The sequence below is a fragment of the Pseudoduganella flava genome (genome assembly GCF_007830495.1).
GTDB lineage: Bacteria > Pseudomonadota > Gammaproteobacteria > Burkholderiales > Burkholderiaceae_D > Rugamonas > Rugamonas flava.
In genome coordinates, this window is record NZ_VLKW01000009.1 from 244,534 (window position 1) to 259,103 (window position 14,570).

Genomic DNA, 14,570 nt, shown 5'->3' on the forward strand with positions numbered 1-14,570 from the left:
GCCTCGTTGCGCGAGAGGAGGCGTCATGTTTCGCGGCTTTATCTTTGCCACCGGTATCGAGAACAGCATTCCCACCATCGACCATGGCCGCACGCGGGTCGACGAGATGGAGAAGTGCGGGCATTACCGCTACTGGAAGACCGATTTCGATCTCGTCCAGGAGCTCGGCATCCGCGCGTTGCGCTACGGGCCGCCGCTGCACAGGACGTGGCTGGGCCCGGGCCACTACGACTGGAGCTTTGCGGACGAGGTGTTCAACGACCTGCATCGCCGTAACCTCGTCACCATTGTCGACCTGTGCCACTTCGGCGTGCCCGATTGGCTGGGCAATTTTCAAAATCCCGCGTTCCCCGAGCTGTTCGCCGAGTATGCGGGGGCGTTCGCACGGCGCTACCCGTGGGTGCAGTTGTACACGCCCGTCAACGAGATGTCGATCTGCGCGCTGTTCTCCGCGCTGTACGGCTGGTGGAACGAACAGCTGGCCGACGACGTGGCCTTCGTCACCGCACTGAAACACCTGGTGAAAGGGAATGTGCTGGCGATGCGCGCGATCCTCGCGGCCCAGCCGGAAGCGTTGTTCGTGCAGAGCGAGTCGTCCGAGTACTTCCATGCCGAGAACCCGTCGGCGATCGGCCCGGCCGAGATCCGCAACGCGCGGCGCTTCCTGTCGCTGGACCTGAACTATGCCCGGCGTGTCGATTCCGTGATGTACGAGTACCTGATCGACCATGGCATGACGCGCGACGAGTATGCGTTCTTCATGAACAACAACCTGAAGCACCACTGCGTGATGGGGAACGATTACTACCAGACCAACGAGCACCACGTCGCCCACGACGGCGGCACGTACGCCTGCGGCGAGATCTTCGGTTACGCGGTGATCACACGGCAGTATTACGACCGCTACCGCTTGCCCGTGATGCACACGGAAACGAACCTGTGCCAGGGCCCGGCCGGCGACGAGGCGGTGCGCTGGCTGCGCAAGGAGTGGGCCAATGTGCTCAGCGTGCGCAACAGCGGGGTGCCGATCGTCGGCTTCACGTGGTATTCGCTGACCGACCAGGTCGATTGGGACAGCGCGCTGCGCTTCGCCAACGGCAACGTCAACGCGCTGGGGCTGTGCGACCTGGAGCGCAAGCTGCGGCCCGTCGGGCACGCCTACCGCGAACTGATCGCCAACTGGTCGGAAGTGCTGCCGACGCAGAGCGTGTGCCTGCAGGTGCCCGTGCTGTATCCACAGGATTACGACCGGGCCCGGGCCTGCGACATCGGTGCGGCGGACGTGCTGACCCTCGGCGGCGCCACGGCGGCGCCGCGCAATGCGGACTGACACGATGGACTTCACGGGCAAAGTAGCGATCGTCACGGGTGCCGCGAGCGGCATCGGCCTCGCCTGCGCGCAGCGGCTGGCCGGCGCGGGTGCCAGCGTGGTGCTGGCCGATATCGATGCGGCAAAGCTCGAGGAGGCGCGCGTCCACGTGGCGGGACCGGGCGGGTTGCCGGTGGCGACGGCCGTGTGCGATGTCGGCAGCGAGGCGCAGGTCGCCGGAGCCGTCGCCATCGCCCATGATCGCTTTGGCCGGCTCGACGTCGTCGTCAACAATGCCGGCATGATGGCGTTCAAGCCGATCGTGGAACAGACGGAAGACGACTGGCTGCGCACGCTGCGCGTTGACTTGCTGGGCGCCGTGTTCTTCACGAAGCATGCGCTGCTTCGGATAGGCCCGGGCGGCGCGATCGTCAACGTCGCCAGCGTGCATGCCTACGAGACGGAACCCCTGGTGGCGCCGTATGCCGCGGCGAAGGCGGCGCTGCTGTCGCTGACGCGCTCGGCCAGCATCGAAGGCCGGCCCCGCGGCATCCGCGTCAACGCGGTCGTGCCCGGCGCGGTCGACACGCCGATGTTATGGGAGAACCCGAACGTCAAGTCCGGCGTGGAAGTGATCGACACGAAGGATGTCGGTTCGCCCGACTGCATCGCGGCCGCAGTGGTCTGGCTGGCCTCGGCGGAGGCCGGCTTCGTCAACGGCGCCGCGCTGGCGGTCGACGGCGGCCGCCTCGCACGGCTGTAGTTCACCACAGCTTCGTGCCCGAGTGCTCCAGTTCGGTGAGGTACAGCCGCACGTCGAATTCGTACTGGTGGTAGTGCGGCTCCATGTACGTGCACAGTTTATAGAACGCCTTGTCGTGGTTCTTTTCCTTCAGGTGCGCGAGCTCGTGCACGGCGATCATGCGCAGGAATTCGAGCGGGCACTCGCGGAACATCGTCGCCACGCGGATTTCATGCTTGGCCTTCAGCTTGCCGCCCTGGACGCGCGAGATCGACGTGTGCAGGCCCAGCGCGTTGTTGATCACGTGGAGCTTGCTGTCGAAGAGTACCTTGTCGATCGGCGCCGCGTTGCGCAGGAATTCGTCCTTCAGGCCCTGCACGTAGTGGTACAGCGTCCGATCGTTGCGGACGTCGTGGGCGTTCGGATAACGTTTTTTCAACACGTCGCCGAGGCGGTTCTGGTTCAGCAGGGCTTGCACCTGGTGGCGCGTGTCGTCGGAGTAGGCAGCGAGGTATTTCAGTGAGGCGGTCATGGCGGGGAGACTGTACCACAGGGCCGGGACGCCGTATGATGGCGCGATGCGCACCCATGTCAATTCCGTGGGCCTGCTGGTTTGCGCCGACCCTGTCCTGCAATTCAGCTACCCCGACCACATTCCCCGCGACTGCATCGATGCCTTGCCGTCGCACCCCGGCGTCTACCTGTTCCGCGACGAGGCCGGCACGCCGATCTATATCGGCAAGAGCGTCAACATCCGCCACCGCGTGCTGTCGCACCTGCGCACGCCGGAAGAGTCGCAGATGCTGGGGCGCACGCGCCGCATCGACTTCGAGCGCACCGGCGGCGAGCTGGGCGCGCTGCTGCGCGAGGCGATGCTGATCCGCGAGCACCAGCCCGTCTTCAACAGCAAGCTGCGCCGGCAGCGCGACATGTGCTCGATCGCCGTGCGCGCCCACCGCCCCGAGATCGTGTTCGCAAAAGAAGTCGACTTCGGCCGCACGGACGGCCTGTTCGGCCTGTTCGGCACCCGCAAGGCAGCACTGGAAACGCTGCGCGACATCGCCCAGGTGGCCAACCTGTGTGCCGTGATGACCGGCATCGAGAAGGGCAGCCCCGGGCGGCCATGCTTCGCGCGGCAGATCGCCCGCTGCCGCGGCGCCTGCACCGGCGAAGAGAGTGCGGCGGACCATGGCGACCGGCTGGCCGGCGCGCTCGATCACATGCGCGTGCACCGCTGGCCGTACGACGGGCCCATCGCGATCGTCGAGGAGTCTGGCGGCCTGCGCCAGAAGCAGCTCGTCGACAACTGGTGCTATCTGGGCACCGCGAAGCCGCGGCGCAAGCAGGTCGCGCGCTTCGATTTCGACGTCTACCAGATCCTGAAGCGCCCGTTGCTGGCCGGCGGCCTGACGATCGAGCCACTGTGAACGTCCCGCCGTCCTAGTACCGATGGGCTAGCGCGAGGCGCTATATATTCGTGTATATTGCGCTTTTCCGCCCCGATGAGGACACCATGCGCAAGAAGCTCCTGGGCGTGGCGCTGGCCGGCTTGCTGCCGGTGCTGGCGCACGCCGCCGACGTCACCGTTTCCGCCGCCGCCAGCCTGACCAACGCGTTTCGCGAACTGGCGCAGGCCTTCGAGGCCGCCCACCCCGGCAACAAGGTGCTGCTGAACTTCGCCGCCTCCGATCCGCTCGTGCAGCAGATCGCCAAGGGGGCGCCGGTGGACGTGTTCGCGTCCGCCGACCAGGACGCGATGGACAAGGCGGAAAGCCTGAAGCTGCTGGCACCGGGCACGCGGCGCGACTTCGTCAGCAACACCGTCGTGCTGGTCGCACCGATCGGCAGCAAGATCGCGGCGCTGGCCGACCTGAAGAACGCCGCGCGGCTGACCACCGGGAATCCCGCCAGCGTGCCGATCGGCCGCTACACGCAGGAAGCGCTGACGCAGGCGGGCCTGTGGCAGGCGCTGCAGCCGAAATTCGCGTTCGGCACGTCGGTGCGGCAAAGCCTCGACTACGTGGCACGCGGCGAGGCCGATGCCGGCTTCGTCTACGCCACCGACGTGATGGCGCAAAAGGACAAGGTCAAGGCCGTGCTGACGCTGCCCACCGCGACCCCGGTGCGCTATCCGATCGCCGTGCTGACGCATGCGCCGCAGCCGCAACTGGCGCGCCAGTTCGCCGACTTCGCGCTGGCGCCGCAAGGGCAGGCGATCCTCGCCAAGTACGGTTTCGGCAAGCCCTGATGCAGGAAGCCTGGACAGCCCTCGGCCTGTCGCTGAAGGTGGCGCTGTGGGCCACGGCGATCGACATCGTGCTCGGCGTGGCGCTCGGCTGGCTGCTGGCGCGCGTGCGCTTTCCCGGCCGTGAACTGCTCGATGCGCTGTTGACCTTGCCGATGGTGATGCCGCCGACGGTGCTGGGCTACTACCTCTTGGTCGTCATCGGCCGCAACGGCCCGCTGGGCCGCTGGCTGCACGACGCGTTCGGCATCAACCTGATCTTCACGTGGGAGGCCGCCGTGCTGGCCGCGGCCGTCGTTGCGCTGCCGCTCGTGCTGAAGGCCGCCCGTTCGGCGTTCGAGACGGTCGACCCGCAACTGGAGCAGGCCGCGCGCGTACTCGGCATCTCCAGCTTCGCCGTGTTCCTGCGCGTGACGTTGCCGCTGGCGTGGCGCGGCGTGCTGGCCGGCGCGCTGCTCGCATTCGCCCGCTCGATGGGCGAGTTCGGCGCGACGCTGATGGTGGCCGGCAGCATCCCCGGCAAGACGCAGACCTTGTCGATCGCCGTCTACGAAGCCGTGCAGGCGGGGCAGGACGACACGGCGAACCTGCTGGTGCTCGTTACGTCCGTCACGTGCGTCGTCGTGCTGCTGCTGGCCGGCCGTCTCGCCCCGCCGCGCAAGGTGCTGCCATGATCCGCGTCGACATCGCCGCCACGTTGCGCGCCGGCGCGCGCGAGTTCCGGCTGAACGCGCGCTTCGCGTCGCAAGCCAAGCGGGTGGTGATCTATGGCGCGTCCGGCGCAGGCAAGAGCCAGATGCTGAAGGCGATCGCGGGCCTGGCGCGCCCCGATGCAGGTGTCATCGAGCTGGCGGGCCGCGTGCTGTTCGACAGCGCGCGCCGCATCGACGTGCCGGCCCGGCGCCGTAACGTGGGCTACCTGTTCCAGGACTACGCGCTGTTCCCGCACCTGAACGTGCGGCAGAATATCGCGTTCGGCCTCGCGCGCGGCGTGTTCAATCCGCCGCGCCAGGCCGACGGCGCGGCGCTGGCATACTGGCTGGACGCGTTCGAGCTGGGGGCATGTGCGCACCAGATGCCGGACCAGCTGTCCGGCGGCCAGCGGCAGCGCGTGGCGCTGGCCCGCGCGCTGATCGCCGAACCGGCGGCGCTGCTGCTGGACGAGCCGTTCGCCGCGCTCGATCCGGCACTGCGCGTGCGCATGCGCGCCGAGCTCGATGCGCTGCAACGCCGCCTGGACATACCGATGCTGATGATCACGCACGATCCGGAGGATGCCGCCACCTTTGGCGGCCACGTGCTGACGATGGCCGATGGCGCCATCGTGGAGGAGGGCGATGAGCGATAAGCTGACCATCGAAGGCACGCTGTGGCTGACGGCCGGCGGCCAGCACCTGGGCGGCGCCGACCGCATCGCGCTGCTGGCGGCGATCGCCGAGCACGGCTCGATCACGCGGGCGGCAAAGGCTGTCGGCATCAGCTACAAGGGCGCGTGGGATGCCGTCGACGCGATGAACAACCTGGCCGGCGCGCCGCTCGTCGAACGGCTGGCCGGCGGAAAGGGCGGCGGCGGCACCCGGCTGACGGCGCGCGGCGCCGAGCTGGTGGCGCAGTTCCGCCGCTACGAGGAAGCGCATCGCCGCTTCGTCGCGCAGCTGGGCCGGCAGGGCGATTTTGATTTGAACGTATTACAGGCCTTGAACATGAAAACCAGCGCACGCAACCAGTTTCTCGGCACCGTCGAATCGCTCGTGCCGGGTGCCGTCAACGATGAAGTCGTGCTGCGGGTCGTCGGCGGGGCGCGCATTGTGGCCGTCGTCACCCGCGACAGCACGGCAAGTCTCGGCCTGGCGCCGGGTGTGCAGGCGTTCGCGCTGGTGAAGGCGTCGTCTGTGATCGTGGCGCTGGAGGCGGAAGGAATGAAGCTGTCGGCGCGTAATCAGCTGGCGGGCACGATCGCGCGGGTGGTGCCGGGGCCGGTCAGCGCCGACGTGACGATCGCGCTGCCGGGCGGCGGCACGATCGCGGCGACCGTCACACGCGCCAGCGCCGATGAGATGGCGCTGGCGGACGGGATGCCGGCGACGGCGCTGTTCAAGGCGTCCAGCGTCATCGTCGGCGTCCCGTAAGGCATCACGCCTTGCGGGTCGATTCGAACAGGAACCAGATACGCTGCTCGGCCTCGTCGATCCAGTTTTCCAGCAGGCTGGCGGTGGCGATGTCATTATCCTTGTCGCACACTTCGTGCACTTCACGCATCGACTTGACGAGCGTTTGGTTGTCGGCGCGCAGCTCGTCGAGCATCGCGGTCGCTTCGACGAACGGTGCGTCGTTGTCGGTGATGCGCTGCAGTTGCGCGATGTGCTTCACGGAGCGGATCGTCGTGCCGCCCAGCTTGCGCACGCGCTCGGCGATCGGGTCCAGCATCGCGTAGATCGCGGTGGCCTGTTCGTCGAGCAGCAGGTGGTAGGAACGGAAGTGCGGGCCGGACACGTGCCAGTGGAAATTCTTGCACTTGATGTAAAGCGCAAAGGTGTCGGCCAGCAGGCGGTTCAGCCCCTCGGCCACGTCCTGGCGTGCCTTGTTGCCCAGGTCGGTCGGAGTCTTCAGTGCGTCCTGTTGCTTTTGGTCGTTCATGTCTGCCTCTTCAAAAAGTGGAAATTGATTGTATCGCAGACAATGGAAATGCGAATCAAACCGTGCGGGTAGGTCCGCCTGCCCCAAAAGTGGGGGAAGCAGGGCGGTGGAGCGAGCCCGATCAGCCGTTCGATCAGCGGTTCGATCGGGCGACGCAAGGGACGATGCGATCACGCCGCGGTTCCAATGCGGTTCCAATGCGGTCGCGATGCAATCGCGATGCGCCACACCGGAGTGCGATGTGGCGGATGCAATGCAGCGGGTGCGGCGTAGTGCGCGACGTAGTGCGCGGTGTAATGCGCGGTGTGGTGGGCTTCGTGTGGATTATGTGGCGTAAAGAGCGGCCCGGCGGCCGGAATTTCCGTCTCCTGGTTCATATCGTTGGGCGGCCGGCCGGTGCCGCCGGGGTCAGTGCTTTTCCTCCTTGCCCTGGCGCGCCAGGCGGTTCGCGGACTGGCGGCTTTCGCCACCCTTGCGGCCGATCTCCGCCATGTGCTCGCGGTCCCTGCTGACCGCTTCGCCGCCTTTCTGCCCGGCACGGCGGGCCTCCTCCGAGTTGAACTCGTGCGCAGTGCCTTTCTGGTGCGCGGCCTGCCCACCCTTGCTGGCGATCATCCGTTGGGTGGCCTCGTCCATTGCGGCGAATCCCCGCTTGCTGGTGCTTTTCTGACTGCTCTGGTTCTCCGACCGTTGGCTGTTGCCTTTGCCTTGCTCGCTTCGCTGTTCGTTTCGGTGCTGCTCCATTCGCGGTTCGGTGCGCAGGTCGCCCTGATTTGTAGCCATGTTTCACCTCTCTCTGTGCGAAAGATCGTCGATCCGGGCAACGGGCCCGGGCCGCGAAGCGGCAAGGTCTGCCGCTTCGTCAGATTAGAGGAGGTGGTCTCGCGTAAGTTCCGGCTATTCGATCAGGAATCGGCCTTGCCGATCGCCGAGCGTTCGCCCACCGCTTCGCGCGTGCCGCTGCGCAACGGGCGGGCGCCCATATCGTGTTCCAGTTGTTCCTTGCGGTCGGCAAGCTGTTCGCACAGCGCCGTCAGGTTCGCGTCGCTCTGGCGTGCCTTCGGGAACATTTCCTTTTCCTCTTCCTCCACGTGGTGCTCGATCGCCTTACGCAGCAGGGCTATCGTGCCGTCCAGGTCCGGATCGTCGCCGGGCAAGCCCTGGATGCGGGCGATCAGTTCCTTTGCTTCCGCGTGTTCCTGGATCGCTTCCTGCACCATCTTCTGGTCGCCCGTCTCGCTCTTCACGGCGGGGTAGAAGATTTCTTCCTCGATCATCGTGTGGATTTCCAGTTCCATGCAGATCTGCTGGGCCAGGTCGGCCTTCAGGCTGATGTCGCCGAGGCGGGCCAGCCGCTCGTATTCGCGGAACAGCTGTTTCACCTTGTCGTGGTCGGACGTCAGCAGGGCGACGGCATCCTTCGATTGCGTGCTGGGCGAACGCGGCATCTTGGCCGCGGGATGGTCCGCGCTGCTGGGCATCGGGACGGCATCACGTTTGTTGTCTGTGCTCATCGGTGGCTCTCCTTGCGTTGTTGACGGGCTGCCTGCGAACCAGTATAAAACTGTCGCCGCAAGCCAGGCGCGCCCTTGGCTTGGGGATGCTCTGCCGTTCGTGCGACAATATGCGGTTCGAGTCACCCAATGCTTCCAACACCGGCCATGACGCATCCCGAATACATCCTCACGCTTTCCTGCCCCGACCAGCGCGGCATCGTGCATCGCGTGTCCGGCTTTCTTGCCGAGCACGGCTGCAACATCATCGATTCCGCCCAGTTCGGCGACCAGGAAACCAAGCGCTTCTTCATGCGCGTGCACTTCGCCGCGGAAGACGCGCAGGTGGGCGACACCGCGTTGCGCGCCGACTTCGCCCAGCTGGGCGAGGCGCTGTCGCTCGAGTGGCACCTGCACGACGCGTTCAGGAAGCCGCGCGTGCTCCTGATGGTGTCGAAGATCGGCCACTGCCTGAACGACCTGCTGTTCCGCTACAAGAGCGGCCTCTTGCCGGTGGAGATCCCGGCCATCGTGTCGAACCACATGGACTTCTACCAGCTGGCGGCCAGCTACAACATCCCGTTCCACCACCTGCCGCTGGCGGCCGGCGCGCCGGACAGCGCGAAGCTGGCCCAGGAAGCGCGCATCGTCGAATTGATCGAGTCGCACCAGATCGACCTGGTCGTCCTCGCGCGCTACATGCAGATCCTGTCGCCGGACCTGTGCGCGCGCCTGCGCGGCAAGGCGATCAACATCCACCACTCGTTCCTGCCCAGCTTCAAGGGCGCCAAGCCGTATGCGCAGGCGCACCGGCGCGGCGTGAAGCTGATCGGCGCCACGGCGCACTTCGTCACGGGCGACCTGGACGAAGGCCCGATCATCGAGCAGGACGTCGAGCGCGTCGACCATGCGATGGACGCGGAGACGCTGTCGGCGATCGGCCGCGACGTCGAATGCGTCGTGCTGGCGCGCGCCGTCAAGTGGTTCGTCGAACACCGCATCCTGCAAAACGGCGACCGCACCGTGATTTTCAAATAAGACGTTTCAATGGCACTCAAGGCAACCATCTACAAGGCAGACCTGTCGATCGCCGACATGGACCGCAATTACTACGGCACCCACGCGCTGACGCTGGCCCGCCATCCTTCCGAGACGGACGAACGGATGATGGTGCGCCTGCTGGCGTTCGCGATCCACGCCCATGAGGCGCTGTCGTTCACGAAGGGCATGTTCGACGTCGAGGAACCGGACCTGTGGCAGAAGGACCTCACCGATGCGATCGAGCTGTGGATCGAAATCGGCCAGCCGGAAGAGCGCCGCATCCTGAAGGGCTGCGGCCGCGCCGAGCACGTGATCGTGTACAGCTACAGCACCGCCAGCCCGATCTGGTGGAAGAACATCGCCAACAAGGTCGAGCGGGCGAAGAACCTCACGGTCGTCAACCTGCCGTCGGACGCCACCGCGGCGCTGGAAAAGATGGCCCAGCGCACGATGCAGCTGCAATGCACGATCCAGGACGGCCAGATCTGGCTGACCGACGGCGTCGAGACGGTGCAGGTCGACCGCGAGGTGTGGAAGGCCGAACGCTAGCTCCTGATGAAATCCTTGTAGGCGGCGTTGCGCACGTCGCGCGGGAACATTCCCGCCATGCCTTCGAAGGCCGTATTGGTGAGCTGCACCACGACCAGGTCCGCGATCGGGTCGAGGAACCAGTAATGGCCGTAGGCGCCGCCCCACTGGATCGTGCCGGGCGACTGCGGCGAGTGCGCTTCCTTCGGGTGCGCCAGCACGGCGCCCAGGTAGCCGAAGCCCCAGCCGGGGCCCTGCGTCATCGCCTGCGGGCCGGTACGGTCCACCGTGGCCGCCGCCAGGATCGCCCGGTTCGACGTCCGTAAGCTGAGCAGGAAGCGCATCACATCGTCCGCCGTACCGGCCATGCCGGCGCCGCCGGACGGATACGAGGCCGGGTCGAAGATGCGCTGCTGCGCGAAGGTCGCTTCGCCATCCATGAAACGCACCGCCTGGATGTCCGCCATCCGCGCCGGGGCCGGCTTGTGATCGTAGTAGGGCACCACGAGGCGGGACTCGTCGATCACGTGGAATGCCGTCTCGCGGATGCCCAGGGATCCGGTGACTTCGCGCCGCACGATCTCGGGCAGCGGCATGCCCGTTGCCTTCTCCAGCACCGCCCCCAGCACGTCGGTCGCCACCGAGTAGCGCCACCTGGTGCCGGGCGCGAACGCCAGCGGCACGGATGCGATGCGCGCCAGGTTTTCCTCCAGCGTGAGGCCCGGTTGATCGAGGCCGTCCGACACGCCGGCCTTGCGGTACGGCCCTTGCGGTTCCTGGAAGCTGTACGACAGGCCGGCCGTGTGCGACAGCAGCTGGTGCAGTGCGATGTCCGGTGCCGTGCCGTCCGGCAGGCGCGGGCGGAAGTGGGGCAGCCACTCGGTGACGGGGGCGGACAGGTCGATCGTGCCGTCGTCCGCCAGCTTCAGCGCGGCCGCGGCGACGAACGGCTTGGTGACGGACGACAGCCGGAACAGCGCATCCTCGCGCATCGGCACACCCTGTTCGCGGTCCGCGAGGCCGGCGGCACGGCGGTACACGATCTCGCCGTCGCGCGCCACCAGCACGACGGCGCCGACGATGCGCTGGCGTGCCAGCGCGTTCTCTATCGCTGTATCGAGGTGCATGGTAGTAGTACTCCTGGATGAGGAAAATTAAGCCGAACGATATCTTAGCGGTGCGTACGCGGTTTTGCAGCGGGGGCTATAATTTCCGCATGAAGACTCCCGCCAAGCGCCTGCTGCAAGTGTGGATCGCGTGCCTCGCGATCCTGCTGAACGCGCTTGCGCCCGCGGTGTCGCACGCCCTGGCACTGCCGCACGGCGGCGCGCACACATGGGAGATCTGCCTGAACGACGGCAGCCGGCTCGCCGGTACGGGCCAGCTCGATCGCGCCACGTTCCTGGCGCTGACGGACCGCACGCGGCCGCCGTCGGCCGAACTGCTGAGCCGCGTTTCCGGCACCGGCACCGGCACCAACAACGGCGAAGCGATGGCGATGGCCGATTGCGGCTATTGCCTCGCCCACGCGGGTGCGCTGGGCCTGCCGCCGGCCGCCGGACTGTCCGTTGCCGCCGCCTCGCAAGTGACCGAGCGGCCCTACCTGTTCTACCACGCCCCCCGGCCACTGGCCGCGTGGGCCGCCGCGCAGCCGCGCGGGCCGCCTGCCGGCTCCTGATCGCCGTTACGTCATTCGTTCAATCGATTCAGGAGTCACCATGAAACACCTCGTTACCGCCGCCATGCTGGCGGCCCTGTCCTGCGCCGCGCATGCGCAAGTCACCGTCAAGGACGCCTGGGCACGTGCCACCGTCCCCGCCGCGAAAGCCTCCGGCGCCTTCATGCAGATCGAGTCGAAGCGCGAAGCGCGGCTCGTCGCCGTCCGTTCGCCGATCGCCAACGCCGAACTGCACCAGATGTCGATGCGGGACAACCGCATGTCGATGGCCCCGGCCGATGCGGTCGACCTCCCGGCCGGCAAGCCGGTGCAGCTCGCGCCCGGCGGCTACCACGTGATGCTGATGGGCCTCACGCGCCAGCTGAAGGAAGGCGAGAACGTGCCGCTGACGCTCGTCGTCGAGACGAAGGACGGCAAGCGCGAGAACGTGGACGTGCAGGTCCCCGTCAAGCCGCTGTCCTACTCGCCGCCGCGCCGCTAGGAGGCGCCATGATCCACCCGATGAAACGTCCGCTGGCGGCAACGCTGGCGGCGCTGGGCCTGTGCGCGCCCGTGTTCGGCCAGGACATGGAAGTCGTGATGATCAACGGCGGCCGGCCCACGTCGCTGCCGGCGCAGATCCCCACGACGATCGAAGGCATCGATGCGCGGCGCATCGAGGAACGCATCAACGCGTTCGACAGCGAAGACGCGCTGAAGTACCTGCCCAGCCTGAACGTGCGCAAGCGCTACGTGGGCGACTACGATCACGCCGTGCTGGCCAGCCGCGCTTCCGGCACCGGCAACAGCGCCCGCTCGCTCGTGTACGCGGACGGCATCCTGCTGTCCAACCTGCTCGGCAACGGCGCCACGTACACGCCGCGCTGGGGCCTCGTGACGCCCGAGGAAATCACCCGCGTGGACGTGCTGTACGGCCCGTTCTCGGCCGCCTATCCGGGCAACTCGGTGGGCGCCGTCGTCGACTACCAGACGCGCATGCCGACCAAGCTGGAAGGCCACGTGCGGCTGGCCGGCTTTGCCCAGCACTTCGACACCTACGGCACGCGCGACAATTACTACGGCAAGCAGGGCAGCGCGTCGCTGGGCGACCGGCAAGGCGCGCTGGCATGGTGGGTGCACCTTTCGCGCCAGGACAGCAACGGCCAGCCGATCGGCTTTGCCAACAAGCTCGTATCGAGCGGCACGGCCGGCAGCGGCGGCGTGCCGGTGACGGGCGCGATCGCCGACCGCAATCCTTCCAACCGCGACTGGCTGATCCTCGGTGCGACGAACCAGGTGCACACGGTGCAGGACCACGCGAAGGTGAAGCTGGCGTACGACATCTCGCCCGTGCTGCGTGCCAGCTACACGCTGGGCTGGTGGCGCAACGACGCCGAGCGGCGCAGCGACTCCTACCTGCGCGACGCGGCCGGCAATGCCGTGCGCGGCGGCGACATCAACGTGGACGGGCGCCGCTACACGCTGCTGCCGTCCGACTTCGCGCCGCAGCGGGGCGACCTGGAACACGTGATGCACGGCCTGTCGGTCAAGCGCCATGCGAAGGACGTCTTCGACTGGGAAGTCGCGGCCAGCAAGTACGACTACCGCAAGGACCTGGTGCGCACGCCGACCGTCGTGCTGGCGGACCAGGAAGCGACGGGGCAGGGCAATGTGACGGACATGGGCGGCAGCGGCTGGCATACGCTGGCGCTGAAGGGCACGTGGCGGCCGGACGGCGCGCACACGGTGGACCTGGGCGTGCAGCGCGACGGCGCGCAACTGCGCACCCACGTGTTCGCGACGCCCGACTGGCTGGCCGGCACGAGCGGCAGACACGTCTCCACGTTCAACGGCGACACGCGCCTGACCAGCGCCTATGCGCAGGACACGTGGCGCATCGACGAGGACTGGAAGACGACGTTGGGCGTGCGCTGGGAACGGTGGCAGGCGTATGGTGGTGAAGTGTCGAACGCCAGCAGCGGCCTGCTGCGTTTCGGCGCGCGCGACGAGAAGAGCTGGTCGCCGAAAGCGGCCCTCGCGTGGCGCGCGACGGACGAGTGGACGTTGAAGGCATCGAGCGGGCGCGCGGTGCGCAACCCGACGGCCGCGGAACTGTTCCAGGGATCGATCGTCAACGACGTGATCGTCAACACGGACCCGAACCTGCGGCCCGAGAAGTCGTGGACGCACGAGCTGACGGCCGAGCGGATGACGGAGCGGGGCAGCGTGCGCGCCACGCTGTTCCACGAGCGCACCCGCGACGCGCTGTACTCGCAGCCGCTGTCGCCCAGCACGCCCACCGTGTCGACGGTGCAGAACGTGGGCCGCATCCGCACCACGGGCCTGGAGCTGTCGCAGCAGGCCGACGATGTGTTGATCCGCGGCCTGACGTTGCAATCGAGCCTGACGTATGCCGACTCGACGATCGTGGCGAACGATGCGAACCCGGCCTCGCTCGGCAAGCGGCAGCCGCGCGTGCCGCGCTGGCGTGCGACGGCACTGGCGGCATGGCGTGCAACCGACCGGCTCAGCGCCACGGCGGGCCTGCGCTACAGCGGCACGCAGTACGGCACGCTGGACAACAGCGATCCGAACGGCTTCACGTACACGGGGGTGTCGCGCTACCTGGTGGCCGACGTGCGGCTGCGCTGGCGCTTCGACGCGCACTGGTCCGGCGCGCTGGGCGTCGACAACCTGGGCAACGAGAAGTACTGGGCGTATCACCCGTACACGCAGCGCACCTTGGTGGCCGAGTTGAAGTTCGACCTGTGAGGGGCGGGTCTGACCCTAGCGTTTGCTTTTTCGGGTGAAAGCGAACATCCGGCAGTCTTATGCTTGAACCCAAGACCCAAAATCCAGGGTCAGACCCGGCGGGTCTGACCCTAGCCTTTGCATTTTGGGTAAAGCAGGCATCGCAC

17 protein-coding genes are annotated in these 14,570 nt (G+C 67.2%); 12 read left to right on the forward strand and 5 right to left on the reverse strand.

Annotated elements, in window-relative coordinates:
- Positions 1-25: 25 nt before the first annotated feature.
- Entirely contained in the window at positions 26-1,330 is a 1,305-nt protein-coding gene (locus IP92_RS22085) for a family 1 glycosylhydrolase (RefSeq protein WP_145879180.1), read from the forward strand.
- Complete coding sequence (locus IP92_RS22090; RefSeq protein ID WP_199271831.1) at positions 1,320-2,072, forward strand: SDR family NAD(P)-dependent oxidoreductase; 753 nt, start codon at positions 1,320-1,322, stop codon at positions 2,070-2,072. Before IP92_RS22085 ends, IP92_RS22090 begins: the two co-directional genes overlap by 11 nt.
- A gap of 1 nt (position 2,073) precedes the next feature.
- On the opposite strand, the gene IP92_RS22095 is transcribed toward IP92_RS22090, so the two are convergent.
- The gene (locus IP92_RS22095; protein WP_145879182.1) at positions 2,074-2,583 is read right to left on the reverse strand and encodes a M48 family metallopeptidase; all 510 of its coding nucleotides are present in this window, start codon (positions 2,581-2,583) and stop codon (positions 2,074-2,076) included.
- Positions 2,584-2,629: 46 nt separating this feature from the next.
- Between IP92_RS22095 and IP92_RS22100 the strand changes: the two genes are divergently transcribed.
- The 5 genes from IP92_RS22100 (at position 2,630) to IP92_RS22120 (ending at position 6,425) form a co-directional block, all read left to right on the forward strand.
- Positions 2,630-3,478, forward strand: a complete 849-nt coding sequence (locus tag IP92_RS22100; RefSeq protein ID WP_145879184.1) for an endonuclease — start codon at positions 2,630-2,632, stop codon at positions 3,476-3,478.
- A gap of 86 nt (positions 3,479-3,564) precedes the next feature.
- Positions 3,565-4,299 (forward strand): molybdate ABC transporter substrate-binding protein, encoded by a 735-nt coding sequence (gene modA, locus IP92_RS22105; protein WP_145879186.1) that lies wholly within the window; start codon positions 3,565-3,567, stop codon positions 4,297-4,299.
- Entirely contained in the window at positions 4,299-4,970 is a 672-nt protein-coding gene (gene modB, locus IP92_RS22110; RefSeq protein WP_145879188.1) for a molybdate ABC transporter permease subunit, read from the forward strand. The genes modA and modB overlap by 1 nt, the downstream gene beginning before the upstream one ends.
- Positions 4,967-5,644, forward strand: coding sequence for an ABC transporter ATP-binding protein (locus IP92_RS22115; protein WP_145879190.1), 678 nt, complete (start codon positions 4,967-4,969; stop codon positions 5,642-5,644). The genes modB and IP92_RS22115 overlap by 4 nt, the downstream gene beginning before the upstream one ends.
- Complete coding sequence (locus IP92_RS22120) at positions 5,634-6,425, forward strand: TOBE domain-containing protein (RefSeq protein WP_145879192.1); 792 nt, start codon at positions 5,634-5,636, stop codon at positions 6,423-6,425. Before IP92_RS22115 ends, IP92_RS22120 begins: the two co-directional genes overlap by 11 nt.
- A 4-nt stretch (positions 6,426-6,429) precedes the next feature.
- Here IP92_RS22120 and IP92_RS22125 read toward each other — a convergent pair whose 3' ends face one another.
- The 3 genes from IP92_RS22125 to IP92_RS22135 form a co-directional block, all read right to left on the reverse strand.
- Entirely contained in the window at positions 6,430-6,933 is a 504-nt protein-coding gene (locus tag IP92_RS22125; protein WP_145879194.1) for a Dps family protein, read from the reverse strand.
- 408 nt (positions 6,934-7,341) lie between these two features.
- A complete protein-coding gene (locus tag IP92_RS22130) occupies positions 7,342-7,677 on the reverse strand; it encodes a KGG domain-containing protein (protein WP_199272013.1) in 336 nt (111 codons plus the stop codon).
- A 161-nt stretch (positions 7,678-7,838) separates the two neighbouring features.
- Positions 7,839-8,447 carry a hemerythrin domain-containing protein gene (locus tag IP92_RS22135; RefSeq protein WP_158206827.1) on the reverse strand — a complete coding sequence of 203 codons (609 nt, stop codon included), beginning with the start codon at positions 8,445-8,447 and terminating at the stop codon, positions 7,839-7,841.
- 147 nt (positions 8,448-8,594) lie between these two features.
- On the opposite strand from IP92_RS22135, the gene purU reads away from it, so the two are divergent.
- Together purU and IP92_RS22145 are read left to right on the forward strand one after the other, a co-directional pair.
- Entirely contained in the window at positions 8,595-9,464 is an 870-nt protein-coding gene (purU, locus tag IP92_RS22140; RefSeq protein WP_145879201.1) for a formyltetrahydrofolate deformylase, read from the forward strand.
- A 9-nt stretch (positions 9,465-9,473) separates the two neighbouring features.
- Positions 9,474-10,016 carry a YaeQ family protein gene (locus tag IP92_RS22145; RefSeq protein WP_145879203.1) on the forward strand — a complete coding sequence of 181 codons (543 nt, stop codon included), beginning with the start codon at positions 9,474-9,476 and terminating at the stop codon, positions 10,014-10,016.
- Here IP92_RS22145 and IP92_RS22150 read toward each other — a convergent pair.
- Positions 10,013-11,122 carry a serine hydrolase domain-containing protein gene (locus IP92_RS22150; protein WP_145879205.1) on the reverse strand — a complete coding sequence of 370 codons (1,110 nt, stop codon included), beginning with the start codon at positions 11,120-11,122 and terminating at the stop codon, positions 10,013-10,015. The genes IP92_RS22145 and IP92_RS22150 overlap by 4 nt on opposite strands.
- An 89-nt stretch (positions 11,123-11,211) precedes the next feature.
- Here IP92_RS22150 and IP92_RS22155 point away from each other — a divergent pair, with 89 nt between their 5' ends.
- From IP92_RS22155 to IP92_RS22165, 3 genes are read left to right on the forward strand one after another with little or no spacing between them, the layout of a single operon-like run.
- The gene (locus tag IP92_RS22155) at positions 11,212-11,673 is read left to right on the forward strand and encodes a DUF2946 domain-containing protein (protein ID WP_158206828.1); all 462 of its coding nucleotides are present in this window, start codon (positions 11,212-11,214) and stop codon (positions 11,671-11,673) included.
- Between the two features lie 40 nt (positions 11,674-11,713).
- Entirely contained in the window at positions 11,714-12,154 is a 441-nt protein-coding gene (locus IP92_RS22160; RefSeq protein ID WP_145879210.1) for a copper chaperone PCu(A)C, read from the forward strand.
- Positions 12,155-12,162: 8 nt separating this feature from the next.
- The gene (locus tag IP92_RS22165) at positions 12,163-14,424 is read left to right on the forward strand and encodes a TonB-dependent receptor (RefSeq protein ID WP_229418913.1); all 2,262 of its coding nucleotides are present in this window, start codon (positions 12,163-12,165) and stop codon (positions 14,422-14,424) included.
- The last annotated feature ends 146 nt before the right edge of the window (positions 14,425-14,570 follow it).

Coding starts and splice junctions, on each gene's coding strand:
- IP92_RS22085 (WP_145879180.1), top strand. CDS start 26: ATGTTTCGCGGCTTTATCTTTGCCACCGGTATCGAGAACAGCATTCCC.
- IP92_RS22090 (WP_199271831.1), top strand. CDS start 1,320: ATGCGGACTGACACGATGGACTTCACGGGCAAAGTAGCGATCGTCACG.
- IP92_RS22095 (WP_145879182.1), bottom strand. CDS start 2,583: ATGACCGCCTCACTGAAATACCTCGCTGCCTACTCCGACGACACGCGC.
- IP92_RS22100 (WP_145879184.1), top strand. CDS start 2,630: ATGCGCACCCATGTCAATTCCGTGGGCCTGCTGGTTTGCGCCGACCCT.
- modA (WP_145879186.1), top strand. CDS start 3,565: ATGCGCAAGAAGCTCCTGGGCGTGGCGCTGGCCGGCTTGCTGCCGGTG.
- modB (WP_145879188.1), top strand. CDS start 4,299: ATGCAGGAAGCCTGGACAGCCCTCGGCCTGTCGCTGAAGGTGGCGCTG.
- IP92_RS22115 (WP_145879190.1), top strand. CDS start 4,967: ATGATCCGCGTCGACATCGCCGCCACGTTGCGCGCCGGCGCGCGCGAG.
- IP92_RS22120 (WP_145879192.1), top strand. CDS start 5,634: ATGAGCGATAAGCTGACCATCGAAGGCACGCTGTGGCTGACGGCCGGC.
- IP92_RS22125 (WP_145879194.1), bottom strand. CDS start 6,933: ATGAACGACCAAAAGCAACAGGACGCACTGAAGACTCCGACCGACCTG.
- IP92_RS22130 (WP_199272013.1), bottom strand. CDS start 7,677: ATGGAGCAGCACCGAAACGAACAGCGAAGCGAGCAAGGCAAAGGCAAC.
- IP92_RS22135 (WP_158206827.1), bottom strand. CDS start 8,447: ATGAGCACAGACAACAAACGTGATGCCGTCCCGATGCCCAGCAGCGCG.
- purU (WP_145879201.1), top strand. CDS start 8,595: ATGACGCATCCCGAATACATCCTCACGCTTTCCTGCCCCGACCAGCGC.
- IP92_RS22145 (WP_145879203.1), top strand. CDS start 9,474: ATGGCACTCAAGGCAACCATCTACAAGGCAGACCTGTCGATCGCCGAC.
- IP92_RS22150 (WP_145879205.1), bottom strand. CDS start 11,122: ATGCACCTCGATACAGCGATAGAGAACGCGCTGGCACGCCAGCGCATC.
- IP92_RS22155 (WP_158206828.1), top strand. CDS start 11,212: ATGAAGACTCCCGCCAAGCGCCTGCTGCAAGTGTGGATCGCGTGCCTC.
- IP92_RS22160 (WP_145879210.1), top strand. CDS start 11,714: ATGAAACACCTCGTTACCGCCGCCATGCTGGCGGCCCTGTCCTGCGCC.
- IP92_RS22165 (WP_229418913.1), top strand. CDS start 12,163: ATGATCCACCCGATGAAACGTCCGCTGGCGGCAACGCTGGCGGCGCTG.